Below are 25,532 nucleotides of genomic sequence, written 5' to 3'. Positions count from 1 at the left end.
TGGTAGCATCCGGCCACTTGGCGGGGGTGGGGACCCTCGCGGGGAGGGAAACTCACGTGGGCAGACACGCCCTGAGACGGGGCGGTCTTGCCGCTGCCGTCTCCACACTCGCCGTCACGGCCACGGCGATCACCGTGCTCGCGCAGGGGCCGGGCGGCGCGACCGCCCAGGCGGCGCCCGTGGCGGGCGCGGGCACCAAGGAGATCGCGCTCGCCGACCCGAGCACGGACACCCCGCGCGTCGACCGGCCGCTCACCGCGGGCTCCACCGGCTTCCTGCACCGGCAGAGCGGGGTCGACGGACTGCTGTGGACGGACTACGACGACGGCTCCACCGTCGCCGTCGAGAACGCGAACGGCGTCTACACGCCCGGCACGGGCTGCACCCACCTCGGCTCGCAGTGCCGGACGGCCTGGTACGGCTCGGACGGCGACCTGGTCGCCCTGCCGACGTCCCTGACCAGCAAGTCCGTCACCCTCTGGGACCCGGCGACGCACAAGACGTCGACGGTCACCTCGGACTACTACTACCGGGCGCTGGCCGGTGACACCGTGGTCACCGGCCGCACCCTGATCGACTCCGTGGCCGGCGAGCGACGCGAACGCTTCGTGACCGGCGCCTGGTTGACCGTCCAGGACCAGGCGGTCGTGGCCGCCGACTCCGCCGGCGTACTGGTCGAGAGCGGCACCGCCCTGTACTACGTCGACGTCGACTCGGCCGTCGGCACCCGGGCCTTCGGCGACGTCACCGCCAACTCGTCGTACGTACAGAGCGCGGACCGCATCGGCTGGTACGAGCCCGGCACCGGCGACCTCCACCTCAAGTCCCGCACCGACCCGGCCGCCGCCGAGGAACAGGTCGTCGACCTGCCGAACTTCGGCGCCCTCGACGGCGATCCGGTCCTGGTCGGCGACTGGCTGCTGCTGCCCACGGACACGAACACCGGCACGGCGATCACGGCGGTCTCACTCGCCGACGGCTCCTCGCGGACCCTGCTGGGAGCCTCCGGCGCGTACGCGATCCACGCGTCCGGCGACGACGCCCTCGTCACCGGCGGCACCGGCGCCGCCGACTGGTGGGTGCAGCGCGTCGGCCAGGCCGCCGACGGCTCCCCGGAGCTGACGAAGGTGCGGGAGATCCCGGCGGCGGAGAACGCCAAGACGGGGCTCGCGCTCAGCCGGGGCAGTCTGCGCGTGGCCGAGGAGAACCCCTCCTCCACCCTCGACACCACGTCGATCCGGACCCTCACCATGGACGGCGCCGCCGGCCTGACGGCCTCCGCCGCCACGGCGGGCGACTCGGTCCGACCCGCGTGCCCGTACGCCGGCACCACCTGCTCCGCGATGTGGGGCAACCGCGGGAACAGGCCCGAGGACGTCTACCTCACGACGTTCGACGACGTCGACGAAGGCGGCACCGGCCTCCCGAACGCGGACAAACTGGTCGCCATCGGAGACGCCACGTCGAACTACACGCTGGAGTTCGGGACCCAGGGCGGCAGGATCGTCGACGTCTCGGACGGCTACGCGGTCTACGACTCCGGCGGCACCACGCCCATGCAGTACGTCGGCCGGTTCGGCTACGGGCAGCAGCTGAAGCGTACGATCCGGGCCGCGGCACTGAACGGCTCCACCCTCTGGAGCGCCACCTCCACCGCAGGCAAGCTCACCTCGTACGGCCTGACCGAGCAGAAGACCCTCTCCACGGTCACCGTCGCGGGCGCGGGCTGCGTCCCGACCGAGCTCCAGGCGGCGGGCCGCTGGGTGTACTGGTCCTGCGGGGACTCGGCGGGTGTGTACGACACCAAGGCCGGTACGTCCGTGCCCGTGACCCCCGGTGACGTCCTGCTCGGCGACGGATTCACCGTCCGCCACGACCACACGAGGGACGAACTCGTCCTGACCGACGCGGCTACCGGCGCCACCCGTGTCATCGCCTCCCAGCTCCCGGACTCCGGCCTGGTCACCGACCGCCGCCACCGGTGGACGGTGGACGAGTACACGGGCCTGGTCGCCTGGTTCGACACGTACGAGCGGACGCATGTCGCGACGACCGGGGTGGCCCCGTCGGCCACGACCGTCTACGAGGGCACGGTCGACGACCTCATCTGGTCCAAGGCCCCGGACACCGACTCCAAGACGTGGAACGGCTACTGGCTGCTGTCCCGCCCCGTCACCTCCTGGTCCCTGACCTTCACCTCGGTCCAGAGCGGCGAGACCGGCAGGGCGGGCCGCAACCTCACCGGCGGCGCCGCCACGGCCCGGCTGTCGGCGACCTGGAACGCAAAGGCGACGAACGGGACCTACTTCCCCAACGGCCCCTTCAAGTGGACCCTCAAGGCGACCGGCCTCGGCAGCGCGACGGCGGCCACGGTGACCACCGGCACGGGAATAGTGTTCGGCGGCGCGGCGGTACGCCACGACTTCAACAGCATCGAGGGCGAACCGGACGGCGTCGGCGATCTCCTCACCCTCAACTCCTCCGGCGGGCTGACCTACCAACACGGCACGGGCAACGGCACGTTCTCCGAGAAGACGACCGGCACCGGCTGGGCCACCTCCATCAAGGCGGTCCCGTTCGGCGACCTCAGCGGCGACCGCTGCAACGACGTCCTCGTCCGCTACAGCAGCGGGGCGCTGCGCCTCTACAAGCCGGGCTGCAGCAGCGCGCTCAAGCCGTCGACGTCGTACACCACGCTCGCGACGAGCGGCTGGACGCAGTACGACATCCTCACCTCGCCCGGCGACATGAGCGGTGACGGCCGTCCGGACCTGATCACCCGCAACTCCTCCACCGGCGCGGTCTACCTCCACAAGGGCACGAGCACCGGGAAGCTGTCCTCCCGGGTGAAGCTCTACGACAACTGGAAGGGCTACAAGAAGATCGTCGGCGTCGGCGACCTCAACGGCGACGGCATCGGCGACCTGCTCGCCCAGGACAAGTCCAACACCCTCTACCGGTACACCGGTAAGGGCAACGGCACCTTCGCTGCCCGGGTGAAGCTGTTCACCAACTGGGGCTCCACGTACGACACGGTCGTCGGCATCGGCGACTTGAACCGCGACGGCAAGGCCGACCTCGTGGCCCGCGACACCGCCGGAAAGCTCTGGCGCCTGAACGGGAACGGCGCCGGTTCCTTCGGCGGCCGTACGCAGATCGGCACGGGCTGGGGCGGCTACAAGTCCCTGTCCTGAGCCTTCGAAGTCGGGCCGGGCGCCCGGGGCTTTCAAGCCCCGGGCGCCGTTTCCGTATCCCGGCCTAACCGACCTACCCGACCTAGTCGGTCAGAACCGCACCGGTGGTGGTGGCCAGCTCGGTGGGCAGGTTCTTCGCGGAGGACTGGATCCCGGCGTTCAGGGTCGGCGTCCAGTTCACCGTCGTCTTCAGCTTCTTCGAGTTCGCGGCGTTGTACGCGGCGACGAGGTCGGTCGAGGTGCCGTTGACGAGGTTGCCGCCGCCGGCGATCGAGCCGGTCCCGTCGCCGCTGAGCAGCTTGGAGATCTTCCCGCCCGTCGGGACCTTCCAGTAGTTGTCCTCGGCGACGACCTGGGCCTTGGCACGGGAGTTGATGCTGTAGAGGGGCGCGTACCCGTTGACGGTCGTGGTGTCGAAGTAGTTGTTGTAGATGTGCACCTGCCCGATCCGGGTCAGGGGAGCCCTCTGAACGATCCCCTTCCACACGTTGTGGTGGATGGAGACGCGCAGCTTGCCGACGCTGTCGGTGTCGCTGCTGCCGATCAGCATCGTCTTGTCGTGGTTGGTGAACTGGTTGCGCTCGACGGTCACCAGGTCCGAGCCCTTGGTGATGTCGAGGTCACCGTCGTGGATCTGGTACTCGCGGCCGTAGTACTTCGGGTTGGCGCTGTCGAAGTGCGACGCGTCGGTGAAGGTGTTGTGGTCGGCCCACACGTGCGTCGCCCCGCGCAGGGTGACGGCGTCGTACGCGGAGTTCCAGTTGCCGCTGTCGCCGTCGGTCGGGTCCCACTGCGGGAAGCAGTCCTCGGTGGCGGAGAAGGTCAGATTACGGATGATGACGTTGTCGACGCTCTGCACCTGCAGACTGCCACCGGTGATCCCGGCCTTGGTGCCCGGCACGCCCACGATGGTGGTGTTGGCGGGCACCTTGAAGACGATGTTCTTCGCCTGCTTCTGCTGCGCGGCGTCGCGGGCCTTCTCCTGCGTGCCGGAGGGCAGCTTGGAGGTGCCGTACGTGGCCGGGTCGTAGGCCTTCAGATAGGCGGCCAGCGCATACCCCGTACCGGCGGAGTAGTCGGCGCAGGTCAGCTTCTTGCCCGAGTCGTCGGTGTTGGCGTCGATGACGCCCTTGACCTGAATGATCTTCGGCGTGGAGTTGTCGGCCTTGCCCAGTGCCTTCACGAGCTGGGCGCGGGTGCTGACGGTGTAGACGTGCGAGGAGTCGGCCTGCGAGCCGCCGGTCGTCCCGGATCCGGATGCCGCCCAGCCGTCCTTGGCGGGCAGCACCTGGTGCGCGAGGTCGACCGTACCCGCGTTCGCGTTCATCACGAACGCGACGGCGCCGAGGCCCGCGGCCGTGACGGCGGCGGCGGAAACGATGACGACGCGACGCTTGCGGAGGGACCTGCGGTGCGAGGGGGATGCCACGGATGAGTCCTTACGTGGTTGTGGAGCACGTGTTGTGGTGCGCGAAGCCCCGCCGAACGGTGCTTCTGACTCATCAGTGGCCGCGGAGACCGGAAAGGTTGCCGATCTTTGTTCAGAGACCTGAAGCCCGACCTTCAGAAGCGCCCGGCGAAGTCCCCCACACCTCCCAGCCCGCCGAATCCATCGGGTCCGGCCATCGGGCCGCCCCCGTGCGGGCGGCGGAGGCCGTCGAGGAGGGCGTCGGCCAGGATCACCCCGCCGACTCCGGCCGCGCCGGCGACGAGGGCCGTCTTCCACCAGGGGGCGCTGTACCAACCGCCCGGCATCTGCCGGCCGCTGACGACCCCGCCGGGGTAGTAGTACGGCGTCGCGTCACCGGGGCGGGGCGAGGCCGCGTAGGTCCGGCCGTCGACCGTGACGCGGCCGTTCCGGGCGGTGATCGCGCCCGTACCCAGGTCGGGGAGGTCGAGGCCGAGCGAGGTACGGGCGGCGCGGAGGTAGTGCAGGCCCTCCAGGGCGGTCCGCGAGGCCATCGCGTACTGCGCGCCGGAGCGCGCCGTGACCAACTGCCCCTGCGCGGCCCGGTGGCGCTCGGCGGCGTCGGTCAGCGCCTGCGCCGCCGCCGCGTTGCCCCGCGCGTCGAGCGTGGACAGGCTCCCGCCGAGCCGCTCCACCCACCGGTGGGCCTCCGCCTCCGCGTCCAGGTCGGACACCGCGCCGTACGGCTGCGACAGCCGTCGCTGGTAGGCGACCGCGGCCACCGCTCCGACGATCAGCAACACTGCGACCAGCACGACTCCCATGGCTTCCTCCGGCGCTTGCGGTGTCCCGGTACGGCGCGAGGTGACCTCACCCGCCTCCCCCCATCACACGCCCAGCCACTGTGCACCCCCGCCGAACCGCCTGTGCGTCGACGGTGAACCTCCCTCGCGGGACGTCGTTCAGGAGACGGCCGGTGTCTGCAGGGTGGAGGCGAGGAGCAGGAGCTTTTCGGCGCTGTCGGTGCCGGGGTCCGGGTGGTAGATGACGAGCGTCTGGCCTGCCGTTCCGTCGATGCCGAGCCGCTCCCGGTTCAGTCGCAGGTCGCCGACCTGGGGGTGGTCGATGTGCTTGGGTGCGCCTTCGCACGCCTCCACGTCGTGGCGGGCCCAGAGCCGGCTGAAGCGCGGGCTGGCGAGGCAGAGTTCGCCGACGAGCTCGATGCATCTCGGATCGTCGGTGTCCGTGCCCACGGACTCGCGGAAGCCGGCGACCATGCCCCCGGCCGCGCTCTCCCAGTCCGGGTGGAGGGCCTGCTCGGCAGGGTCGAGGAACAGGGCCCGCAGCCGGTTGGCTCCCGCCACGAGGCGCGGTGACACGGCGGTCGCCAGGGCGTTGGCGGCGAGGACGTCGAAGTAGCGGCCCTCGACCAGTGCGGGCAGCGGGAGCGTGGCGACGAGCTTGGCGATGCCCGCGGGAACGGTCTCCCTCCGGCGTCGGCGTCGGTGCCGTCGGGGTTTGTCGGCGCCGAGGCGCAGCAGATACGCCGTCGCGGCGTCGTCCAGGCGCAGCACGCGGGCGAGGGACTCGAGGACCTGCACGGAGGGGTTGCGGTCGCGGCCCTGCTCCAGGCGCAGGTAGTAGTCGGCGCTGATACCGGCGAGCATCGCGACCTCTTCCCTGCGCAGACCCGGCACCCGCCGTACCCCCGAAACGGGGATACCGACCTGTTCGGGAGTGACGAGCTCACGGCGGGCGCGCACGTATGCGCCCAACAGGTTGGGTGCGTCGGTCATCTCTCCACTGTAATTCGGGCCGTCGCGCGCGTGCCTGGTCCTGTCACCCCCAGGATCGCGGGGGCCCTGGCTCGGTCGAAACCCCGGCGGCAGCCTTCAACACGACCGAGCCCGACCACACCGCCATCGACCTCACCGCCGGTATCGACGGCGCGCAAGGAGCGAAACCATGTCAACGTATCTGCTGGTACACGGTGCCTGGCACAGCGGAGAGTGCTGGGAGCGGGTGGTCCCGTTGCTGGCGTCGGCCGGGCATCGGGTGAGCGCGCCGTCCCTGACCGGCTACGGCGACAAGTCGCATCTGCTCGGCCCCGAGGTAGGGCTCGACACACACGTCGACGACGTCGTCGATCTGATCGTCGAGGAAGACCTCACCGAGGTGGTCCTCGTGGGACACAGTTACGCCGGGCTGGTCATCTCGTCCGTGGCCAACCGGGTCCCGGACCGGATCGCGCGGTTGGTCTACCTCGACGCGATGGTCCCCGAGGACGGCGAGAGCGCGGCCGACGTCCTCCCCGTCACCCAGTCCCTGATCGACCTCGCCGTGCGGTCCGACAGCGGCTGGCGGGTCCCGCCGCTGCCCGAGATGCCGCCGCCCTCGGGTCTGTTCGGGGTCACCGACCCGGCGGATGTCGCCTGGCTGCGCACGATGCTGTCCGATCAGCCGGTGCGCTGCCTCCAACAACCGGTCCGGCTGGACAACCCGGCCGTGAACACGATCCCGCGGACGCACATCCACTGCACGGTGGGCAAGCCGGAGGGCTTCGCCCGGCGGCCCGTCCCCGCGACACAGCCCAACGGCACCCCGGCGCAGGTGTGGGAACTGGCGACCGGCCACGACTGCATGGTCACCATGCCGGTCGAACTCACCGAACTGCTGCTCAAGCTCGGCTGACCCGCTCCTCCCGCGCCGACGGCCCAACGGGCCCGGAACCAGTGGAGTTCCGGGCCCGACTCGAGCGGGCTGGTGGGTCAGCTCGCCGAGGGCGACACCGACGGGCTCGGCTGCGTGTCCGAGCTGTCGTGCGTCTCGTCCGGGGCCACGCCCATCGTCAAATGGGCGCGAACCCCCTTCGCGATGTTCCTCTTGTCGTACTTCAGGTACAGGAGGCCGCCCGTGTGGCCGTTCTGGGGGTAGATCGTGTCCTCGGTGAGCGTGGTGCGCGTGCTGGTGTTGGTGGAGTACGGGGCGACCTCCGCCGACGCCAGCACCGACTTCTCGTCGAAGAAGAACTGGCCCGTGTGGCAGGTGTGCCCGCCCTCGTAACCCGCGTCGGTCCAGGTGCCGTCCACGTGCACCTTCGTGTGGATGTGGACGGCGCGGCCCTGGTACCAGCCCGGGAAGATCGTCTTGAAGGTGACATGGCCGTGCCGGTCCGTGTGCCAGGTGCCGCGCAGGAAGCGGTCGTCGTCGGTCGGCTCCTGGTGGCCCCCGCCGCCACCGCCCGGGCCGCCGGTCGGAGGCTCGCCGGTGGGGGTGCCGGAGGGCGGCGGGCCCGTCGGGGCCGGGCCACCGCCGCCGTTGCCGCTCGACTCGTAGCCCGAGTAGACGCCCGTCGCGCTGCAGTGCCAGATGTCCACGGCCGCGTTCCTGAGCGGCTTGCAGGTGTCCGCGTCGATCACCTTGAGTTCGAGGGTGAGCGGGATGCCCTCCTGGTCCTCGGTGATGTCCCGGCGGATCTTGTCGGCGTCTATGTAGTACGGGCCCTCGACGAGCTCCGAAGTGAGCGTGTAGCACGTTTCCGCCGAAGCGTGCGTCTTCGGGGCGGCCTCCTCCGCCGAGGCGTTCACCGACAGCGCGCCGCCGACCCCCACCGCGGTCACCGCCGCACCACTCGCCATCAGGACCGTACGGCGAGCCAATTTCCCTCTGTTTTCGGGTACTTGAGAATCCGTCATGACCCGGGACGGTAGAGGTGGGATGCCTGGGAGAATATTGGAATGCGCTGTGAAACGTGGTGCGCAAGGGAAAGGGCTCGAAACCGGCGTCGGTTTCGAGCCCTTCGGCCTGACTGAGGTCGAACCGCCTACTTCGGCTGCGGCTTCCGCACCGACAGGTGCAGCTCGCGCAGTCGCGTCTCGTCCAGCTCCGTCGGCGCGCCCATCATCAGGTCCTGCGCGTTGCCGTTGAGCGGGAACGCGATCGTCTCGCGGATGTTCGGCTCGTCCGCGAGGAGCATGACGATGCGGTCGACGCCCGGGGCGATCCCGCCGTGCGGCGGGGCGCCGAAGCGGAAGGCGCGCAGCATGCCGGCGAACTGCTCCTCGACGGTGTCACGGTCGTAGCCCGCGATCTCGAAGGCCTTGAGCATGATCTCGGGCTCGTGGTTGCGGATCGCGCCGGAGGACAGCTCGACGCCGTTGCAGACGATGTCGTACTGCCAGCCCAGGATGTCCAGCGGGTCCTGGGACTCCAGGGCCTCCAGGCCGCCCTGCGGCATCGAGAACGGGTTGTGCGAGAAGTCGATCTTCCCGGTGTCCTCGTCCTTCTCGTACATCGGGAAGTCGACGATCCAGCAGAACCGGAAGACGTTCTCCTCGAAGTTGCCCGAGCGCTTCGCGGCCTCGACCCGCACCGCGCCCATGATCTTCGAGACCTCGTCGAACTCGCCCGCGCCGAAGAACACCGCGTGGCCGGGGGCCAGGGAGAGGCGCTTGGTCAGCTCGGCGACGTTGTCCTCGGTGAGGAACTTGGCGATCGGGCCCGTCAGCGAGCCGTCCTCACCCACCCGGACCCAGGCCAGGCCCTTCGCGCCCTGCTCGACCGCGTAGTCGCCGAGGCCGTCGAAGAACTTCCGGGTCTGACCGGCGACGTCCGGCACCGGCAGGGCGCGTACGTGCTTGCCGGCGAAGGCCTTGAACTCCGAGCCCTCGAAGATGTCGGTGATGTCGACCAGCTCCAGCTGGGCGCGCAGGTCCGGCTTGTCGGAGCCGTACTTCAGCATCGCCTCGCGGAACGGGATGCGCGGGAAGGGCGAGGTGACATGACGGCCACCGCCGAACTCCTCGAACAGCTCCGTCATCAGCTTCTCGATGGGCTGGAAGACGTCCTCCTGCTCGACGAAGGACATCTCCACGTCGAGCTGGTAGAACTCGCCCGGCGAGCGGTCCGCGCGCGCGTCCTCGTCGCGGAAGCAGGGCGCGATCTGGAAGTAGCGGTCGAAGCCGGAGATCATCAGCAGCTGCTTGAACTGCTGCGGCGCCTGCGGCAGGGCGTAGAACTTGCCCGGGTTCAGACGGGAGGGGACCACGAAGTCGCGCGCGCCCTCGGGGGAGGTGGCGCTGAGGATCGGGGTCGCCATCTCGTTGAAGCCCAGCGCCGTCATCTTGTGACGGATCGCGGAGATCACGGCCGTACGCAGCAGGATGTTGCGGTGCATGCGCTCGCGGCGCAGGTCGAGGAAGCGGTACTCCAGGCGCCGCTCCTCGTTGACGCCGTCCTCGGCGTTGATCGTGAACGGTAGCGGGGCGGCGGCGCCGAGCAGCTCGACCTCGCTCACCTCGACCTCGATCTCACCGGTGGGCAGGTCCGGGTTGACGTTCTCCGCGCCACGCGAGACGACCTTGCCGTCGACGCGGACCGTCGACTCCTTGGAGACCTTGTCGAGGGCCTCGTAGGCGGGCGTGCCGGGGCGGGCGACGAGCTGCGTGATGCCGTAGTGATCGCGCAGATCGATGAAGAGGATGCCGCCCAGGTCTCGGCGATTGTGCAGCCAGCCGCTCAGCCGGACGTCGCTGCCGACGTCAGAGGCGCGGAGCTCGCCGCAGGTGTGGGACCTGTACCGATGCATCGTCGTTCATCCAGTCTTCGCGGATCGGGGTCTGTCTCACATGAGCTTGGGTCTGTTTCACGTGAAACTTCCGGGCCGACGCCCGGATCCCCCAAGGGTACCGGCCGCCCAAAGATCACCACCCCGAATACTCTCGGTGGCACCTTCCGATCACCTCTTCATACAGTGGGTCAATGCGCACTGGTGAGCCCCTGCCCGCCGTAGGGGACGTACTGGCCGCCCTTGCGACCGGCGTGTGGCGCTGGGACAACGCACACGGGCAGGTCACCGTCGACGCCGAGGCCGCCCGGCTCCTCGGGTTGCCCGCGGAAAGGACGACGGTCACCGAGGTGGCCATGCGCTCCCGGTTCCACCCGGCCGACTGGAACGAGGTCGTCAGCGTCGTACAGCTCGCCGTCGCCGAGGACACGCTCGCCGAGGTCCGGCTGCGGATCATGGACGAGCACGGGCGGGTGATCCGTACCGTGCGCAGCCGCTCCAAGCCGACCGTCGACCCCGAGACCGGGGAGTTCATGCTGTTCGGCACCCTCCAGGAGGTCACCGAGACCTCGGGGGCCACCGCCGCGCGCACCCCGCTCACCGGTGACTGGCGACGCTCGCGCGAGGCGTTCCTGCTGGACGCGGGGCGGGCGCTGGCCGAGGCGCGGTCCACGGCGGAGGTACTGCGGGTCGCGGCAGGGCTGTCGATGCCGGGGTTCACACCGGACGGGCTGGCCGTCTTCGGCGTGGACGGAGACCGGCTCACCGTCGTCGGCCACCACGGGCAGAAGCCGGGAGACGAGGGCCCCTTCACCCATATGTCCCTGGCCACCGACTACCCGGCCGCGGAGGTCGTCCGCACGGGCCGCGCCGTCTATCTCTCCTCCCCGAACGACTACAAGGAGCGCTATCCGGTCTCCTGGCCGCTCGCCGAACACTTCGGGCGGGAGTCCTGGGCCTTTCTGCCGCTGACCGTCGCCGGACGCACGATGGGCGCATGGATGGCGGCCTTCACCTACCCCGTCAGCTTCACGCCCGACGAGCGTTCCGTGCTGACGACCGTGGCCCGGATGCTCGCGCAGGCCCTCTCCCGGGCCGTGGCCGCCGAGACGGAGCGGGAACTCACCGACGGCCTGCAGCGCTCGATGATGCCCACCCTCGGCCCGCAGATGCCGGGCATGGGGGTCGCCGCGCGCTATGTCCCCACCGGCGGCGGCCTCCAGGTCGGCGGCGACTGGTACGACGTGATCCCGCTGCCGAGCGGCCGCTTCGCCCTGGTCATCGGGGACGTCCAAGGCCACGACGTGCGCGCCGCCGGGCTGATGGGCCAGCTCCGTATCGCCCTGCGTGCGTACGCCTCCGAGGGCCACCGGCCCGACGCGGTCCTCTCCCGGGCCTCACGGTTTCTGTGCGGGATCACGGACTCGGTGACGTACGGCTCCACCGGCGAGAGCGGCGGCAACACCTCGGACCCGCGCTTCGCGACCTGCCTGTACGTCGAGGTGGACCCGGCGACCGGCATCCTGGACTTCGCCCGCGCGGGCCACCCGGACCCCGCGATACGCATGGCGGACGGGACGGTGCTGATACGGCCCACGGCGGGCGGACTGCCGCTCGGCATCGACCCGGACGCCGACTACCCCACGACCCGGCTCGCCCTGGAACCCGGCGAGACCATGCTGCTCTGCACCGACGGGCTGATCGAGACCGGCGGCCACGACCTCGACACCGGATGGCGCCGTATCCGCCACATCCTGGAGTCCCACGACGGCGACATGGAGGAGCTCGCCGACGCGCTGGTCCAGGGCGTGCACGGGCCCTCCTCGCACCACACCCCGGGGCCGCTGGCCGACCGGCGCGAGGACGACATCGCCGTGCTGCTGCTGAGCCGGCAGGGCAAGGAGGACGGCGACACGGTCGAGGCCCTGCTCTCCCCCTCGGTGCGACGCACCGCGCTGACCGTGGCGCAGGCCGAGCCCGAGCGGATCTCGGGGGCCCGCCGGCAGCTGCACGAGATGCTGCACGACTGGGCCTCCGACGACCAGCGCGACTCGGCGGTCCTCCTCGTCTCCGAGATGCTGACCAACGTCCTCGTCCACACCGACGCCGACGCGCTGCTCGTCGCCGAGGTGACCGGCGGTGCGGGCGACCGCCGGATGCGGGTCGAGGTCACGGACGCCAGCGACGACCTGCCGCACCGCCGCCACCCGGGCGAACTGGCGTCCTCCGGGCGCGGGCTGATGCTCGTGGAATTCCTCGCCGACGCCTGGGGCGTCGACCCACGGGGCGAGGGCAAGAGCATCTGGTTCGAGTTCTACGAGGCGTCCGGTGGAGACGAGGCGTCCGGTGGGGACGGGGAGGCCGGTGGAGACGGGGAGGCCGACTCGTAGTGGCTCCGTAGCTCCGCGAGGACCCCGAACCCGGCGGCCGTCAGCGGTACGGCGAGCAGCATGCCCAGGATGCCCGCGACGGACGCGCCCGCCGTGATCGCCAGCATCACCACCGCCGGATGCATCTGCACGGTCCGGCTCTGGATCACCGGCTGCAGCACATGCCCTTCGAGGACCTGCACGGCGAGCACGACCCCGAGCGCCCACAGCGCGATCACGAACCCCCGGTCGGCGAGCGCGACCAGCACGGCCACCGCGCCGGAGAGGAACGCGCCGAGGTAGGGGATGTACGCCCCCACGAAGACCAGCGCACCGAGCCCGACCGCGCCCGGGACGCGCAGGATCAGCAGGCCGATCGTGATGCACAGGGCGTCGATCAGGGCGATCACCGTGGTCCCGCGCATGAAGCCCTGGACACCGTCGAAGGCGCGGCGGGCCATGGCCTCCACCGTGTCCGCGGTGCCGTGCGGCGCCAGCGAGCGCAGCAGCCCGACGACGCGGTGGGAGTCGCGGAGGAAGAAGAAGACGAGCAGCAGGGCCAGTACGGCCATGGCGATGGACTCACCCACCACGCTCACGCCACTGATGACGTTGGACGCGGCCGTCCCGCCGAACTTGGTCAGCAGGTCCTTGGCATGGGCGGCGAGGTCGTCGAGCGAGGTGCCCGCCGCACCGAAGTGCTCGGTGACGGACCGCGCGGCCAGCCTGAGCGAGGCGATGATCTGGTCCCCGCTGTCGATGAGCGCGGCGACCACGATGTAGACGGCGCCGCCGACGACCACGACCACCGCGACACAGGTGAGCCCCGCGGCCAGCGACCGGTTGACCCCGACGTCCACCAGCCGCCGGTGCATCGGCCCGAGCAGCGCGGTACCGAGGAGCGCGAGCAGCACGGGCACGACCGCCGTGCGGAACTCCCCGCACAGCCGGATCCCGACCCACGCCACACCGGCGACGAGCAGGATCACGGCGCACCAGGCGGCCAGCCGCCGGGCGCCCTCGGGGAGTAGCTGCACGCTTCCACCCGACCACGCGAGGGCCGGGCCGTCCCGCCGGGACGGCCCGGCCGGGTGACACGGCGTCAACACGAAAAACCCCGTCCGGGGTACGGACGGGGCCTTTCGTGGTCGAGCGGAAGGGGGTCAGATCCCGCCCTCGGACATTCCGTGCACCGCCGGAACGGTGCCCAGGCGGCCCTTCTGGAAGTCCTCGAAGGCCTGCTGCAGCTCCTCGCGGGTGTTCATCACGAAGGGGCCGTAGTGGGCCATGGGCTCGCGGATCGGCTGTCCGCCGAGCAGGACGACCTCGAGGTCCGGCGTGTTCGCGTCCTGCTTCTCGTCCGCGCGGACGGTCAGCGAGCCGCCCGCGCCGAAGACGGCGGTCTGGCCGGTGTGGACCGGTCGACGTCCCGTACCGACGCTGCCGCGTCCGGCGAGGACGTACGCGAGACCGTTGAAGTCCTCGCGCCACGGGAGGGTCATCTCGGCGCCGGGCGCCAGGGTCGCGTGGACCATGGTGATCGGCGTGTGCGTGATGCCGGGACCCTGGTGCCCGTCGAGCTCACCGGCGATGACGCGCAGCAGCGCGCCGCCGTCGGGGGTGCTCAGCAGCTGGACCGAGCCGCCGCGGATGTCCTGGTAGCGGGGGGCCATCATCTTGTCCTTGGCCGGGAGGTTCACCCACAGCTGGAGGCCGTGGAAGAGGCCGCCGGACATGACGAGCGACTCCGGCGGGGCCTCGATGTGCAGGAGGCCGGCGCCCGCGGTCATCCACTGGGTGTCGCCGTTGGTGATGGTGCCACCACCACCGTTGGAGTCCTGGTGGTCGAAGATGCCATCGATGATGTAGGTCACGGTCTCGAAGCCGCGGTGGGGGTGCCAAGGGGTGCCCTTGGGCTCGCCCGGCGCGTACTCCACCTCGCCCATCTGGTCCATCATGATGAACGGGTCGAGGTGGCGGTAGTTGATCCCGGCGAACGCACGGCGGACCGGGAAGCCCTCACCCTCGAAGCCGCTGGGCGCGGTCGTCACGGTGAGCACGGGACGGTCCACGGCGTCGGCCGGCGCGACCACACGGGGAAGGGTCAGCGGGTTCTCGACGGTCACTGCAGGCATGTCGGTACCTCCTTGTGCTTCGAGTTTAGTTGATTGTTGAACTTTCTGCCACCCACAACGACGGACGCCCGGAGGGCATTCCCTCCGGGCGTCCGGACTGTCGTAGGAGTAGGGGAGCGGGCGCTAGCCGTACATACGGCGCATGGCGAAGTCCACCATCTGCTCCACGGCCTTCGCGTCGAAGACCATACGGTGCTCCCCCTCCATGTCGACGACGAAGCCGTAACCGGTGGGGAGCAGGTCGATCACCTCGGCGCCGGTGATCACGAAGTACTTGGACTCCTTGCCGGCGTACCGGCGCAGCTCCTTGAGCGAGGTGAACATCGGGATGACCGGCTGCTGGGTGTTGTGCAGCGCCAGGAATCCGGGGTTGTCGCCGCGCGGACAGTAGACCTTCGACGTCGCGAAGACCTGCTGAAAGTCCTCCGCGGACATCGATCCCGTGGTGAACGCCCGCACCGCGTCCGCCAGCGAGGGCGGGGACGGCTCGGGGTAGAGCGGCGGCTGCTGGCCGTAACCGCCGGGCATCTGCTGCTGCGGCGGGGCGTACTGCTGCTGGGCGCCCGCATTCTGGTCGTAGCCGTACATGGGTCAAAGAGTAGTCGGCCACATATGGGCCATCAGGGGTTGATTCTTATTACCGACGGGTAGCATCATCGTAGCTACTTGCCAGTACGTGTAACGAGGCTGCGAGTACCTCCACCTCCCCGATCCCTTACGGAGCCGTCGCCATGGGGCACTACAAGTCGAATCTCCGCGACATCGAGTTCAACCTCTTCGAGGTGCTCGGGCGCGACAAGCTGTACGGCACCGGACCGTTCGCGGAGATGGACGTCGACACCGCCAAGAGCGTCCTCGACGAGCTGGCCCGTCTCTCGGAGAACGAGCTGGCGGAGTCCTTCGCGGACGCCGACCGCAACCCGCCGGTCTTCGACCCGGAGACCAACACGGCTCCCGTACCGGCTTCCTTCAAGAAGTCGTACAAGGCCTTCATGGACTCCGAGTACTGGCGCCTGGGCCTGCCCGAGGAGCTCGGCGGCACCACCTCGCCCCGCTCCCTGATCTGGGCGTACGCGGAGCTGGTGCTCGGCGCCAACCCGGCGGTCTGGATGTACTCCTCCGGCCCCGCCTTCGCGGGCATCCTCTTCGAGGAGGGCACCGAGGTCCAGAAGCACATCGCGAAGATCGCCGTCGACAAGCAGTGGGGCTCCACCATGGTGCTCACCGAGCCGGACGCCGGCTCGGACGTGGGCGCGGGCCGCACCAAGGCGGTCCAGCAGGAGGACGGCTCCTGGCACATCGAGGGCGTGAAGCGCTTCATCACCTCGGGTGAGCACGACATGGAGGAGAACATCCTCCACTACGTCCTCGCCCGCCCCGAGGGCGCCGGCCCCGGCACCAAGGGCCTGTCCCTCTTCCTCGTCCCGAAGTACGAGTTCGACTTCGAGACCGGCGAGCTGGGCGAGCGCAACGGCGCGTACGCGACGAACGTCGAGCACAAGATGGGCCTCAAGGCGTCCAACACCTGCGAGATGACCTTCGGCGACCGCCACCCCGCCAAGGGCTGGCTGATCGGCGACAAGCACGACGGCATCCGCCAGATGTTCCGGATCATCGAGTTCGCCCGCATGATGGTCGGCACGAAGGCGATCTCCACGCTCTCGACCGGCTACCTGAACGCGCTGGAGTACGCCAAGGAGCGCGTCCAGGGCCCGGACCTCGCGAACTTCATGGACAAGACCGCGCCCAAGGTCACCATCACGCACCACCCCGACGTGCGCCGCTCGCTGATGACGCAGAAGGCGTACGCCGAGGGCATGCGCGCCCTGGTGCTGCACACCGCCGCGATCCAGGACGACATCCAGGTCAAGGAGGCCGCCGGCGAGGACACCGCCGCCCTGGAGGCCCTCAACGACCTGCTCCTGCCGATCGTGAAGGGCTACGGCTCCGAGAAGGGCTACGAGCAGCTCGCCCAGTCGCTGCAGACCTTCGGCGGCTCCGGCTTCCTGCAGGAGTACCCGATCGAGCAGTACATCCGCGACGCCAAGATCGACACCCTGTACGAGGGCACCACCGCGATCCAGGGCCAGGACTTCTTCTTCCGGAAGATCGTCCGCAACCAGGGCGCGGCGCTGAACTCCCTCGCCGAGGACATCAAGAAGTTCCTGGCGCTCGGCACGGGCGGCGAGGACCTGTCCGCGGCCCGCGAGCAGCTCGCCAAGGCGGCCGTCGAGCTGGAGGCCATCGTCGGCCTCATGCTCACGGACCTGGCGGCCACCGAGCAGGACGTCAAGAACATCTACAAGGTCGGCCTCAACACCACCCGCCTGCTGCTGGCCTCCGGCGACGTGGTCGTCGGCTACCTGCTGCTGCGCGGTGCCGCCGTGGCCGCCGAGAAGCTGGAGACGGCCTCGGCGAAGGACAGGCCCTTCTACACCGGCAAGATCGCCGCGGCGAAGTTCTTCGCCGCCAACGTCCTGCCCGGCGTCACCGGCGCCCGCAAGCTCGCCGAGGGCGTGGACCTGGACCTGATGGAGCTGGACGAGGCGGCGTTCTGATCCTCGTGGTCTGAGGGCATCGTCGTGGGCGGCCCGTTCCCGGAGCGAATCTCCGGGGGCGGGCCGCCGCCGTATGCGGCCACAGGGGGCTGGCGGCGGCCCGCTCCTCGCACACCTGCCCCTCCAGTCAGTCGCCCGCCCTTCACATCCCCCTTACGAAGGGCCGTCCCCATCGCCGGGAGCGGGCCCACGGGCCTCGTTAAGGTGAACCCATGAGCACAAGCGCCCGCTTCGACCGCGGCCACACCGACGACCTCATGACCTTTCTGGCGGCGAGCCCGACGCCGTACCACGCCGTGGCGAACGCCGCCGAGCGGCTGGAGAAGGCCGGATTCCGTCAGGTCGCCGAGACCGATGCCTGGGAGGGGACGAGCGGCGGCAAGTACGTGCTGCGCGGCGGCGCGATCGTCGCCTGGTACGTGCCCGAGGGTGCCGAGCCTCACACCCCGTTCCGGATCGTGGGCGCGCACACCGACTCCCCCAATCTGCGGGTGAAGCCGCAGCCGGACAGCGGGGCGCACGGCTGGCGCCAGGTCGCCGTGGAGATCTACGGCGGCCCGCTGATGAACTCCTGGCTGGACCGGGACCTGGGGCTGGCGGGACGGCTGACGCTGAAGGACGGCTCCTCGCGTCTGGTGAACATCGACCGGCCCCTGCTGCGCGTGCCCCAGCTCGCCGTGCACCTCGACCGTTCCGTCTCCACCGACGGCCTCAAGCTCGACAAGCAGCGTCATCTGCAGCCCGTCTGGGGTCTGGGCGACCCCGGCGAGGGCGATCTGATCGCCTTCCTGGAGGAGGAGTCGGGGCTGTCGGCGGGTGAGGTCACCGGCTGGGACCTGATGACCCACTCCGTCGAGCGGCCCGCGTACCTGGGCCGCGACAAGGAGCTGGTGGCCGGACCGCGCATGGACAACCTGCTGTCCGTGCACGCCGGCACGGCGGCGCTGATCGCGGCGGCGACGGGCGAGGGCTCCCCCTCCGGTTCAGATTCCGGTTCGGGTTCCGGGTCGGGTTCGGGGTCGGGGTCGGGGCTTTCGTACATCCCCGTCCTCGCGGCCTTCGACCACGAGGAGAGCGGCTCGCAGAGCGACACCGGCGCCGACGGTCCGCTGCTCGGCGGCGTGCTGGAACGCTCGGTATTCGCGCGGGGCGGCTCGTACGAGGACCGGGCGCGCGCCTTCGCGGGCACCATCTGCCTCTCCTCCGACACCGGCCACGCCGTCCACCCCAACTACGCGGAGCGGCACGACCCGACGCACCACCCGCGGGCGGGCGGCGGCCCCATCCTCAAGGTGAACGTCAACAACCGCTACGCCACGGACGGTTCGGGCCGTGCGGTCTTCGCCGCCGCCTGCGCGAAGGCCGGCGTGCCCTTCCAGTCCTTCGTCTCCAACAACTCGATGCCCTGCGGCACCACCATCGGCCCGATCACCGCAGCCCGCCACGGCATCAGGACCGTCGACATCGGCGTGGCCATCCTCTCGATGCACAGCGTCCGCGAACTCTGCGGCGCTGACGACCCGTTCCTGCTGGCCAACGCGCTGGTGGCGTTCCTGGAAGGTTAGTTCCGCATGCCCGGCGCGCCGCCGGGTACCCGGACCGGGCCTGAGAGAAGCCGAGTTGGTTACAAGGAGGCGACACCCATGAGCCTGGGCGGATGCATCATCCTGATCGCAGCGGGGGCGGTCCTCACATTCGCGACCGACTGGCACATGAAGGGAGTCAACCTCGACCTGGTCGGCCTCATCTTCATGATCGTCGGGCTGATCGGCGTGGTGACGTTCAGCAGCATCGCCAGGAGGCGCCGGGTGGTCATGCCGCCCAGCACCCCGGTGATCGAGGAGGAGCGGCACCACCGGGGCGGCTACGGCGTGTAGCCGACGCCACGGACGTGGGGGCGGTCAGTCGGCCATGCCCGCCAGCACCAGCGGCAGCCGGTCCGTGCCGCCCTCGGTGAGGCGGACCGGCACGCCCCAGTCCTGCTGGTGGACGTGGCAGGCCGGGTACTCGTTCGCGGGATCGTCGTCGCAGGACGCCGCCATCGCGGAGACGTGCAGGACGCCCTCCGTGACGGCCGGGTTCAGCTCCAGGGCGCGGGAGAGATCGGTTCCCGCGCCCTCGCCCGTAAGCAGCAGCTCGGGTGGGGTCGAGGAGACCAGGAGTCTGGTGGACGGGCCGTAGCGGGTGTCGAGCTTCTGGCCGGCCGGCGCCTGGAAGATCACGTCCAACCGAAGCCCTCCCGGAGCCACTTCGGTCGCCGCGCGCTGGGTGCGGTGGGCCACCGACTCCACCCGCACGGCCTCCTCGGGGAGCCGCAGCCGGGTCAGCCGGTGTCGCGCCGACTCCACGACCACGATGTCGTCCCCGACGAGAACCGCGTCGCTGGGCTCCCTCAAGTCGGTCGCCAGCGTGGTCACCTCGCCCGTCGCGGGGTCGTAGCGGCGCAGTGCGTGGTTGTACGTGTCGCTGACCGCGACCGAGCCGTCGGGGAGGGCCGTGACACCCAACGGGTGCTGGAGCAGGGCCTGTTCGGCGGCTCCGTCCCGGTGTCCGAAGTCGAAAAGACCGGTGCCGACGGCGGTGTGCACGCTCCCGTCGAGGTCCACCCAGCGCAGGGCGCTCGTCTCGGAGTCGGCGAGCCAGAGCCGGTCGGCGGTGGCGGCGAGCCCGGACGGCTGCGCGAACCAGGCCTCGGCCCCCGGCCCGTCCACGAGCCCCTCGTTCGTCGTACCGGCGGCGACCCCGACGGTGGCGCCCTCCGGGTCGTACGCCCACAACTGATGCACCCCGGCCATGGCGATCCAGACCTTTCCACCGAACAGCGCCACGTCCCACGGCGAGGACAGGTCCACCTCGCGCGCCGGGCCGGACGTCGGCGAGCCCTGCCACCACTGGCGTCCCGTCCCCGCGAGGGTGCTGACCTCGCCGGTCGCGAGGTCCAGGCGGCGCAGCGCGTGGTTCACGGTGTCCGCGACGACGACCGAACCGTCGTCGAGCAGCGCCAGCCCCTGCGGCTCGCTGAACCCGGCCTCCTCGGCCGACCCGTCCACGAACCCCCGCACCCCGGAGCCGATCCGCCGTACGACGCTCTCCCCGTCGCCCTCCAGCTCGACGAGCTGGTGCCGGGTCGTGTCGCTGACCAGGAGGTTCCCGCTCGGCAGGGCGAGGGCCTTGCCGGGGAAGCGGAGCGTCGTGGGCTCGGGTTCGGGTGCCACGTACGGCCCGTCGCCGCGGCGCAGCGTCCCCTTGGCCGCGTGCTCGGCCTCCAGCTCCTCCACCAGGCGGGTGATGGCGTGCGCGTGCCCCTCACCGGCGTGCTGCGCGACCACGTATCCCTCGGGGTCGATCACGACGAGCGTCGGCCAGGCACGCACGGCGTACTGCTTCCAGGTCGCGAGCTCGGGATCGTCGAGCACCGGGTGCTCGACCCCGTACCGCTCCACCGCGTCCACGACCGCCTGGTGCTCGGCCTCGTGCACGAACTTCGGCGAGTGCACCCCGATGATCACCACCGTGTCCCGGTGCTTCTCCTCCAGCTCCCGCAGCTCGTCCAGGACATGCAGACAGTTCACGCAACAAAATGTCCAAAAATCAACAATTACGATGCGGCCTCGGAGTTCAGTGAGGCCGAGCTGTCCACCGACTGTGTTGATCCAGCCACCCTTACCTGTCAGTTCGGGGGCTCGGACACGCACTCGCTTTGCCATGGATCAAGCCAACCACACCCCGCTGAGCCCTGTTTTACTCCCCACCTCACTTCGCTCCCCTGCTCGACACCCGGCCCCTTCGCGAGGAACGCGTGATGATCTTGCGGTTGCCGGGAACCGGTACCGGTATGAGATTCCTCGTACGCGACCGGCTCCTCGGCTTCGGTGACGACTACTGGATCGAGGACGACCACGGCACCAAGGTGTTCCTCGTCGACGGCAAGGCGATGCGACTGCGGGACACCTTCGAGCTGAAGGACACCCGCGGGCGTGTCCTCATCGACATCCACCAGAAGATGTTCGCCCTGCGGGACACGATGGTGATCGGGCGGGACGGGGAACCGCTGGCGACGATCAGACGCAAGCGGCTGTCCCTGCTCCGCAACCACTACCGGGTGTCCCTGGTGGACGGTACGGAACTCGACGTCAGCGGCAAGATCCTCGACCGCGAGTTCGCCGTCGAGTACGAGGGTGAGCTGCTGGCGGTGATCTCGCGCCGTTGGCTGCACGTACGGGAGACGTACGGCGTCGACGTCGTCCGCGAGGACGCGGACCCCGCGCTGCTGATCGCGGTGGCGGTGTGCGTGATCCACCTGGCGGAGAAGGAGCGGGGCGGGGACGGACTCGACGGACCGAGGTGAGGAAGGCCAGAGGAGAGGAGCGGAGCGGCCAGAAGACCGGGAAAGGACTGACTCAGCGGCGCGGTGCCGTCAGTCCCAGCATCCGGTCCTTCAGCGCCGGGAACTGCTCCCGCGTGGTCGCGACCTTGCCGGGGTCGAAGTCCACCGTGAGCACCTGCTCCCCGGCCCCGGCCTCCGCCAGGACCTCCCCCCATGGATCGACCACGACCGAGTGACCGGCCTGGGGAACGCCCGCGTGCGTGCCGGCCGTTCCACAGGCAAGAACGAACGCCTGGTTCTCGACCGCGCGGGCCTGCGCGAGCAGCGTCCAGTGGGAGCGGCGCCGCTCGGGCCAGCCGGCCGAGAGGACGAGGGTCTCGGCGCCGGCGTCGACGAGCCCGCGGAAGAGCTCGGGGAAGCGGAGGTCGTAGCAGGTGGCGATGCCGAGGGTGGTCTCCGGCAGACGGACCGTCACCAGTTCGCCGCCCGCCCCCATCAGTACGGCCTCGCCCTTGTCGAAGCCGAAGCGGTGGATCTTGCGATAGGCGGCGGCCAGGTCGCCGGAGGGGGTGAAGACGAGGGAGGTGTTGTAGAGCGTGCCGTCGGCGTCCCGCTCGGGGATCGACCCGGCGTGCAGCCAGGTGCCCGCGTCGCTCGCCGCCTTCGCCATGGCCTCGAACGTCGGCCCTTCGAGGGACTCCGCCTCCGTACCGAACGCCTCGTAGGCGAACGCGCCGGTGGTCCACAGCTCCGGCAGCACGATCAGATCGACTCCGGCTTGTTCTCGTACCAGAGCCGCCACACGCCGTCGACGCGAATCGACCGTTTCGCCGTCGTTTACGTCGATCTGGAGGAGAGAGGCGCGCACACTACCACCGTCCTGGCATTCGAGCCGTCCATACAGGCCTACGATCGTCACACGAAAGCACTGCCGGGGTGCCTCACAGCAGCGTAACTTAGCGTCCCAAGACACCCGCTGCCTGAGCACTGCCCGCGTCCAACCGCCCGAGGGGTCCCGTTCCGTGAGTCTGCATCCCAGCCTTCAGTCCTACGCCGACGCCTGGACCCACTCCGTCGATGCGATATCCGAGTTGGTGTCGCCGCTGGTGGAAGGCGAGTGGAACCGGCGCACGCCCTGCCCCGGCTGGTCGGTGCGGGATCTCGTCTCGCATGTCATCGGGCTCGACTGCGAGATGCTGGGCGATCCGCGGCCGATCCACACGCTCCCCCGCGACCTGTACCACGTGACGAACGAACACCAGCGGTACATGGAGATGCAGGTCGACGTGCGCCGCCACCACACGGCGCCGGAGATGACCTCCGAGCTGGAGTACACGATCATCCGCCGCAACCGTCAGCTGCGGAACGAGTCGCGGCAGCCGGACGCCAAGGTGCGTGGGCCGCTCGGGACCGAGATCACCCTCGAACAGGCGATGCGCAGGCGTGCGTTCGACGTATGGGTGCACGAACAGGACCTGCGGGTGGCCCTCGGCGTGCCCGGCAACCTCGACTCTCCCGGCGCACACATCGTCCGCGACAAGCTCCTCGGGGCCCTGCCCAAGGTCGTCGCCAAGGACGCGGGGGCGCCCGCGAACTCGGCGGTCGTCTTCGACATCCACGGGCCGCTGGAGTTCCTGCGGACGGTACGGGTCGATGCGGACGGACGCGGCTCGATAGACGGCGCCCCCTCGCTCGGCCCGGCCGCCACCCTCAGCCTCGACTGGGAGACGTACTTCCGTCTCGCCTGCGGCCGCGTCACGGCCGACGCCGTCTCCGACCGCATCAAGACGGAGGGCGACCCGGAACTGACCACGGCCATCCTGAGGAACTTCGCGGTCACGCCGTAGCGCGGGGTTCTTCGACTGCGGGTGAATCGGGGCCTGCGGGTGAAGGGGAGCCTGCGGGTGGGCGGGGGCTGGTCAGGCAGTTCCCCGCGCTCCTGAAGGGGCGCTACGCGGGGACGTGTACCGTCTCCACGCGGCTGGCCACCAGCCGCTCACGCTCCCTGCGCGCCGCCTGCTTCCGCAACCGGAAGATCTGACTCAGCCCCAGCGCCTGAAGGACGAACACGGCGGAGAAGGCGACGCGATAGCTGTCCCCGGTCGCGTCCAGCAGCACGCCGATCGCGAACAACGTCGTCATGGAGGCGACGAAACCACCCATGTTGGTGATCCCGGACGCGGTGCCCTGCCGCTCCGGCGGATTCGCGGGCCGCGCGAAGTCGAACCCGATCATGGAAGCCGGCCCACACGCCCCGAGCACCGCGCACAGCACGACCAGCAGCCACAGGGGATCCCGGTCACCGGGATACGCCAGCACACTCGCCCAGACCACGGCCGTCGCCGTCACCGTCCCGAGCGCCAGCGGAAGCCGCGCCGCGTGATGCCGGGCGACGATCTGCCCGTAGACAAGACCCACGAACATGTTGGACAGCACCACGAGGGTGAGCAGTTCACCGGCCGTCGCCCGCGACAGCCCCTGCGCCTGGACCAGGAACGGCATGCCCCACAGGAGCAGGAAGACCATCGCCGGGAACTGCGTCGTGAAGTGCACCCACATCCCCAGTCGCGTACCGGGCTCCCGCCACGACGCCGCGATCTGCCGCCGCACATACGCGGCCCCCTGGTGCGGGAACGGTTCCGGCTCGTGCCCCTCGGGGTGGTCCTTCAGGAAGAGAAGGAGGAGTACGAGGACGACGACCCCGGCGAACGCGCTGCCCGCGAACGCCGTCGTCCACCCCACCCCGTGCAGCAGCCGCGCGATGACGAGGGTGGAGACCAGGTTGCCCGCCATGCCCACCAGACCGGCGAGCTGCGCGACCAACGGCCCCCGCCGCGCCGGGAACCACCGCGTGCCCAGCCGCAGCACGCTGATGAACGTCATCGCGTCCCCGCAGCCCAGCAGCGCGCGCGAGGCCAGGGCCATCCCGTACGTGGAGGAGAACGCGAAGCCCAACTGGCCCGCGGTGAAGAGCAGTACGCCGATGGTCAGCACCTTCTTGGTGCCGAGTCCGTCGACCAGCAGTCCCACGGGTATCTGCATGCCCGCGTAGACGAGGAGTTGCAGGATCGAGAAGGTGGAGAGGGCGGAGGCGTTCACATGGAAGCGGTCCGCGGCGTCGAGCCCGGCCACTCCCAGCGAGGTACGGAAGATGACGGCGACGAAGTAGACGGAGACGCCGATGCCCCAGACGCCGATCGCGCGGCGGCCGCCGGGCGGGTCCCCGGGGAGCGAGACGGCCGAGTGGGAGCTCATCGAACCTCTCCCCGCGCCAGGTTCGAGAACCAGCTGACGTGACTGTGGACGATATCGACCGCCGCCTCCGCGTCGCCGGACCGCAGTGCTTCGAGGATCGCCTCGTGCTCGGTGAGCGTCTTGGTGATCCGGTCGGGGTGCGCGTGCATGACGGCGACGCCCATCCGCAACTGCCGGTCGCGCAACTGGTCGTAGAGCCGGGAGAGGATCTCGTTGCCGCCACTGCGGACGATCTCGGCGTGGAAGCAGCGGTCGGTGACGGCGGCGCCGGCCAGGTCCCCCGCGGCTGCCTGCTCCTTCTGCTGCGCGAGGAGTTCCTCCAGGCGCGCGATGAGATACGGCGACGCGGGCACGGCCTTGCGGACCGAGTGCTCCTCCACGAGTTGCCGTGTCTCGACCACGTCCGCGATCTCCTGCGCGGAGACGGGCAGGACGAGCGCGCCCTTCTTCGGGTAGAGCTTGATCAGGCCCTCGACCTCGAGCCGGAGCAACGCCTCGCGCACCGGCGTCCGCGAGACCCCCACGGCCTCGGCGAGCTCACCCTCGGTGAGCAGCGTCCCACCCTCGTAACGACGTTCCAGGACGCCCCGCTTGACGTGGGCGTAGACGCGGTCGGCGGCGGGGGGTTGCTTGGTGGCGGGCGGAGCGGTCACGGACGGCGCGGCAGGCATGCGCACATCATAGATACAACACGTACACATGGTGGTGCGTCGTCCAGGA

20 protein-coding genes are annotated in these 25,532 nt (G+C 70.1%); 8 read left to right on the top strand and 12 right to left on the bottom strand.

Going from position 1 to position 25,532, the window contains the following annotated elements; all coding sequences use genetic code 11:
- Positions 1-56: 56 nt before the first annotated feature.
- A complete protein-coding gene (locus OG798_RS28230; RefSeq protein ID WP_328757880.1) occupies positions 57-3,194 on the top strand; it encodes an FG-GAP repeat domain-containing protein in 3,138 nt (1,045 codons plus the stop codon).
- 82 nt (positions 3,195-3,276) lie between these two features.
- On the opposite strand, the gene OG798_RS28225 is transcribed toward OG798_RS28230, so the two are convergent.
- From OG798_RS28225 to OG798_RS28215, 3 genes are all read right to left on the bottom strand, one after another.
- Complete coding sequence (locus OG798_RS28225; RefSeq protein WP_328757879.1) at positions 3,277-4,623, bottom strand: pectate lyase family protein; 1,347 nt, start codon at positions 4,621-4,623, stop codon at positions 3,277-3,279.
- Positions 4,624-4,757: 134 nt separating this feature from the next.
- Complete coding sequence (locus tag OG798_RS28220) at positions 4,758-5,426, bottom strand: hypothetical protein (RefSeq protein WP_328757878.1); 669 nt, start codon at positions 5,424-5,426, stop codon at positions 4,758-4,760.
- A gap of 138 nt (positions 5,427-5,564) precedes the next feature.
- The gene (locus OG798_RS28215; protein ID WP_121415570.1) at positions 5,565-6,398 is read right to left on the bottom strand and encodes a helix-turn-helix domain-containing protein; all 834 of its coding nucleotides are present in this window, start codon (positions 6,396-6,398) and stop codon (positions 5,565-5,567) included.
- 169 nt (positions 6,399-6,567) lie between these two features.
- Between OG798_RS28215 and OG798_RS28210 the strand changes: the two genes are divergently transcribed.
- On the top strand, positions 6,568-7,293 hold the full coding sequence (locus OG798_RS28210) for an alpha/beta fold hydrolase (protein ID WP_095853604.1): 726 nt from the start codon (positions 6,568-6,570) through the stop codon (positions 7,291-7,293).
- Positions 7,294-7,370: 77 nt separating this feature from the next.
- On the opposite strand, the gene OG798_RS28205 is transcribed toward OG798_RS28210, so the two are convergent.
- Together OG798_RS28205 and aspS are read right to left on the bottom strand one after the other, a co-directional pair.
- Positions 7,371-8,297, bottom strand: a complete 927-nt coding sequence (locus OG798_RS28205) for an intradiol ring-cleavage dioxygenase (protein ID WP_121415571.1) — start codon at positions 8,295-8,297, stop codon at positions 7,371-7,373.
- A 128-nt stretch (positions 8,298-8,425) separates the two neighbouring features.
- The gene (gene aspS, locus OG798_RS28200; RefSeq protein ID WP_054234171.1) at positions 8,426-10,189 is read right to left on the bottom strand and encodes an aspartate--tRNA ligase; all 1,764 of its coding nucleotides are present in this window, start codon (positions 10,187-10,189) and stop codon (positions 8,426-8,428) included.
- 173 nt (positions 10,190-10,362) lie between these two features.
- Here aspS and OG798_RS28195 point away from each other — a divergent pair, with 173 nt between their 5' ends.
- On the top strand, positions 10,363-12,558 hold the full coding sequence (locus OG798_RS28195) for a SpoIIE family protein phosphatase (RefSeq protein WP_267062359.1): 2,196 nt from the start codon (positions 10,363-10,365) through the stop codon (positions 12,556-12,558).
- Here OG798_RS28195 and OG798_RS28190 read toward each other — a convergent pair.
- From OG798_RS28190 to OG798_RS28180, 3 genes are all read right to left on the bottom strand, one after another.
- Positions 12,483-13,574 carry an AI-2E family transporter gene (locus OG798_RS28190; protein ID WP_267062358.1) on the bottom strand — a complete coding sequence of 364 codons (1,092 nt, stop codon included), beginning with the start codon at positions 13,572-13,574 and terminating at the stop codon, positions 12,483-12,485. The two genes, OG798_RS28195 and OG798_RS28190, sit on opposite strands and share 76 nt — an antisense overlap.
- 126 nt (positions 13,575-13,700) lie before the next feature.
- Entirely contained in the window at positions 13,701-14,672 is a 972-nt protein-coding gene (locus OG798_RS28185) for a pirin family protein (RefSeq protein WP_097225328.1), read from the bottom strand.
- Between the two features lie 123 nt (positions 14,673-14,795).
- Positions 14,796-15,260, bottom strand: a complete 465-nt coding sequence (locus tag OG798_RS28180; protein WP_095853608.1) for an SseB family protein — start codon at positions 15,258-15,260, stop codon at positions 14,796-14,798.
- Between the two features lie 143 nt (positions 15,261-15,403).
- Here OG798_RS28180 and OG798_RS28175 point away from each other — a divergent pair, with 143 nt between their 5' ends.
- The 3 genes from OG798_RS28175 to OG798_RS28165 all read left to right on the top strand — a co-directional run bounded on the left by OG798_RS28175 (position 15,404) and on the right by OG798_RS28165 (position 19,107).
- Positions 15,404-17,230: an acyl-CoA dehydrogenase gene (locus tag OG798_RS28175; RefSeq protein WP_095853609.1), complete on the top strand. Its 1,827-nt coding sequence runs from the start codon at positions 15,404-15,406 to the stop codon at positions 17,228-17,230.
- Positions 17,231-17,442: 212 nt separating this feature from the next.
- Positions 17,443-18,795, top strand: coding sequence for a M18 family aminopeptidase (locus OG798_RS28170; protein ID WP_328757877.1), 1,353 nt, complete (start codon positions 17,443-17,445; stop codon positions 18,793-18,795).
- 78 nt (positions 18,796-18,873) lie between these two features.
- Complete coding sequence (locus OG798_RS28165; RefSeq protein WP_095853611.1) at positions 18,874-19,107, top strand: hypothetical protein; 234 nt, start codon at positions 18,874-18,876, stop codon at positions 19,105-19,107.
- Between the two features lie 24 nt (positions 19,108-19,131).
- Here the strand turns inward: OG798_RS28165 and OG798_RS28160 are convergent, their stop codons facing one another.
- A complete protein-coding gene (locus OG798_RS28160; protein ID WP_267062356.1) occupies positions 19,132-20,937 on the bottom strand; it encodes an NHL domain-containing thioredoxin family protein in 1,806 nt (601 codons plus the stop codon).
- A 128-nt stretch (positions 20,938-21,065) separates the two neighbouring features.
- Here OG798_RS28160 and OG798_RS28155 point away from each other — a divergent pair, with 128 nt between their 5' ends.
- Entirely contained in the window at positions 21,066-21,578 is a 513-nt protein-coding gene (locus OG798_RS28155) for an LURP-one-related/scramblase family protein (RefSeq protein ID WP_095857934.1), read from the top strand.
- 52 nt (positions 21,579-21,630) lie between these two features.
- On the opposite strand, the gene OG798_RS28150 is transcribed toward OG798_RS28155, so the two are convergent.
- Positions 21,631-22,425, bottom strand: a complete 795-nt coding sequence (locus OG798_RS28150; RefSeq protein WP_097225331.1) for a carbon-nitrogen family hydrolase — start codon at positions 22,423-22,425, stop codon at positions 21,631-21,633.
- Between the two features lie 154 nt (positions 22,426-22,579).
- Here OG798_RS28150 and OG798_RS28145 point away from each other — a divergent pair, with 154 nt between their 5' ends.
- Positions 22,580-23,404, top strand: a complete 825-nt coding sequence (locus OG798_RS28145) for a maleylpyruvate isomerase family mycothiol-dependent enzyme (RefSeq protein ID WP_261691408.1) — start codon at positions 22,580-22,582, stop codon at positions 23,402-23,404.
- Between the two features lie 103 nt (positions 23,405-23,507).
- Here the strand turns inward: OG798_RS28145 and OG798_RS28140 are convergent, their stop codons facing one another.
- Positions 23,508-24,812, bottom strand: a complete 1,305-nt coding sequence (locus OG798_RS28140) for an MFS transporter (protein WP_267062355.1) — start codon at positions 24,810-24,812, stop codon at positions 23,508-23,510.
- Entirely contained in the window at positions 24,809-25,483 is a 675-nt protein-coding gene (locus OG798_RS28135; RefSeq protein WP_095853616.1) for a GntR family transcriptional regulator, read from the bottom strand. The genes OG798_RS28140 and OG798_RS28135 overlap by 4 nt, the downstream gene beginning before the upstream one ends.
- Positions 25,484-25,532 lie beyond the last annotated feature (49 nt).

The organism is Streptomyces sp. NBC_00271, from assembly GCF_036178845.1.
GTDB lineage: Bacteria > Actinomycetota > Actinomycetes > Streptomycetales > Streptomycetaceae > Streptomyces.
This window is presented reverse-complemented; position numbering and strand designations above follow the sequence as displayed.

Bases quoted from the DNA above. Each gene is read 5' to 3' on its own strand.
- OG798_RS28220 (WP_328757878.1), bottom strand. From the start codon at position 5,426: ATGGGAGTCGTGCTGGTCGCAGTGTTGCTGATCGTCGGAGCGGTGGCC.
- OG798_RS28215 (WP_121415570.1), bottom strand. From the start codon at position 6,398: ATGACCGACGCACCCAACCTGTTGGGCGCATACGTGCGCGCCCGCCGT.
- OG798_RS28210 (WP_095853604.1), top strand. From the start codon at position 6,568: ATGTCAACGTATCTGCTGGTACACGGTGCCTGGCACAGCGGAGAGTGC.
- OG798_RS28205 (WP_121415571.1), bottom strand. From the start codon at position 8,297: ATGACGGATTCTCAAGTACCCGAAAACAGAGGGAAATTGGCTCGCCGT.
- aspS (WP_054234171.1), bottom strand. From the start codon at position 10,189: ATGCATCGGTACAGGTCCCACACCTGCGGCGAGCTCCGCGCCTCTGAC.
- OG798_RS28195 (WP_267062359.1), top strand. From the start codon at position 10,363: ATGCGCACTGGTGAGCCCCTGCCCGCCGTAGGGGACGTACTGGCCGCC.
- OG798_RS28185 (WP_097225328.1), bottom strand. From the start codon at position 14,672: ATGCCTGCAGTGACCGTCGAGAACCCGCTGACCCTTCCCCGTGTGGTC.
- OG798_RS28180 (WP_095853608.1), bottom strand. From the start codon at position 15,260: ATGTACGGCTACGACCAGAATGCGGGCGCCCAGCAGCAGTACGCCCCG.
- OG798_RS28175 (WP_095853609.1), top strand. From the start codon at position 15,404: ATGGGGCACTACAAGTCGAATCTCCGCGACATCGAGTTCAACCTCTTC.
- OG798_RS28170 (WP_328757877.1), top strand. From the start codon at position 17,443: ATGAGCACAAGCGCCCGCTTCGACCGCGGCCACACCGACGACCTCATG.
- OG798_RS28165 (WP_095853611.1), top strand. From the start codon at position 18,874: ATGAGCCTGGGCGGATGCATCATCCTGATCGCAGCGGGGGCGGTCCTC.
- OG798_RS28160 (WP_267062356.1), bottom strand. From the start codon at position 20,937: ATGGCAAAGCGAGTGCGTGTCCGAGCCCCCGAACTGACAGGTAAGGGT.
- OG798_RS28155 (WP_095857934.1), top strand. From the start codon at position 21,066: ATGAGATTCCTCGTACGCGACCGGCTCCTCGGCTTCGGTGACGACTAC.
- OG798_RS28140 (WP_267062355.1), bottom strand. From the start codon at position 24,812: ATGAGCTCCCACTCGGCCGTCTCGCTCCCCGGGGACCCGCCCGGCGGC.
- OG798_RS28135 (WP_095853616.1), bottom strand. From the start codon at position 25,483: ATGCCTGCCGCGCCGTCCGTGACCGCTCCGCCCGCCACCAAGCAACCC.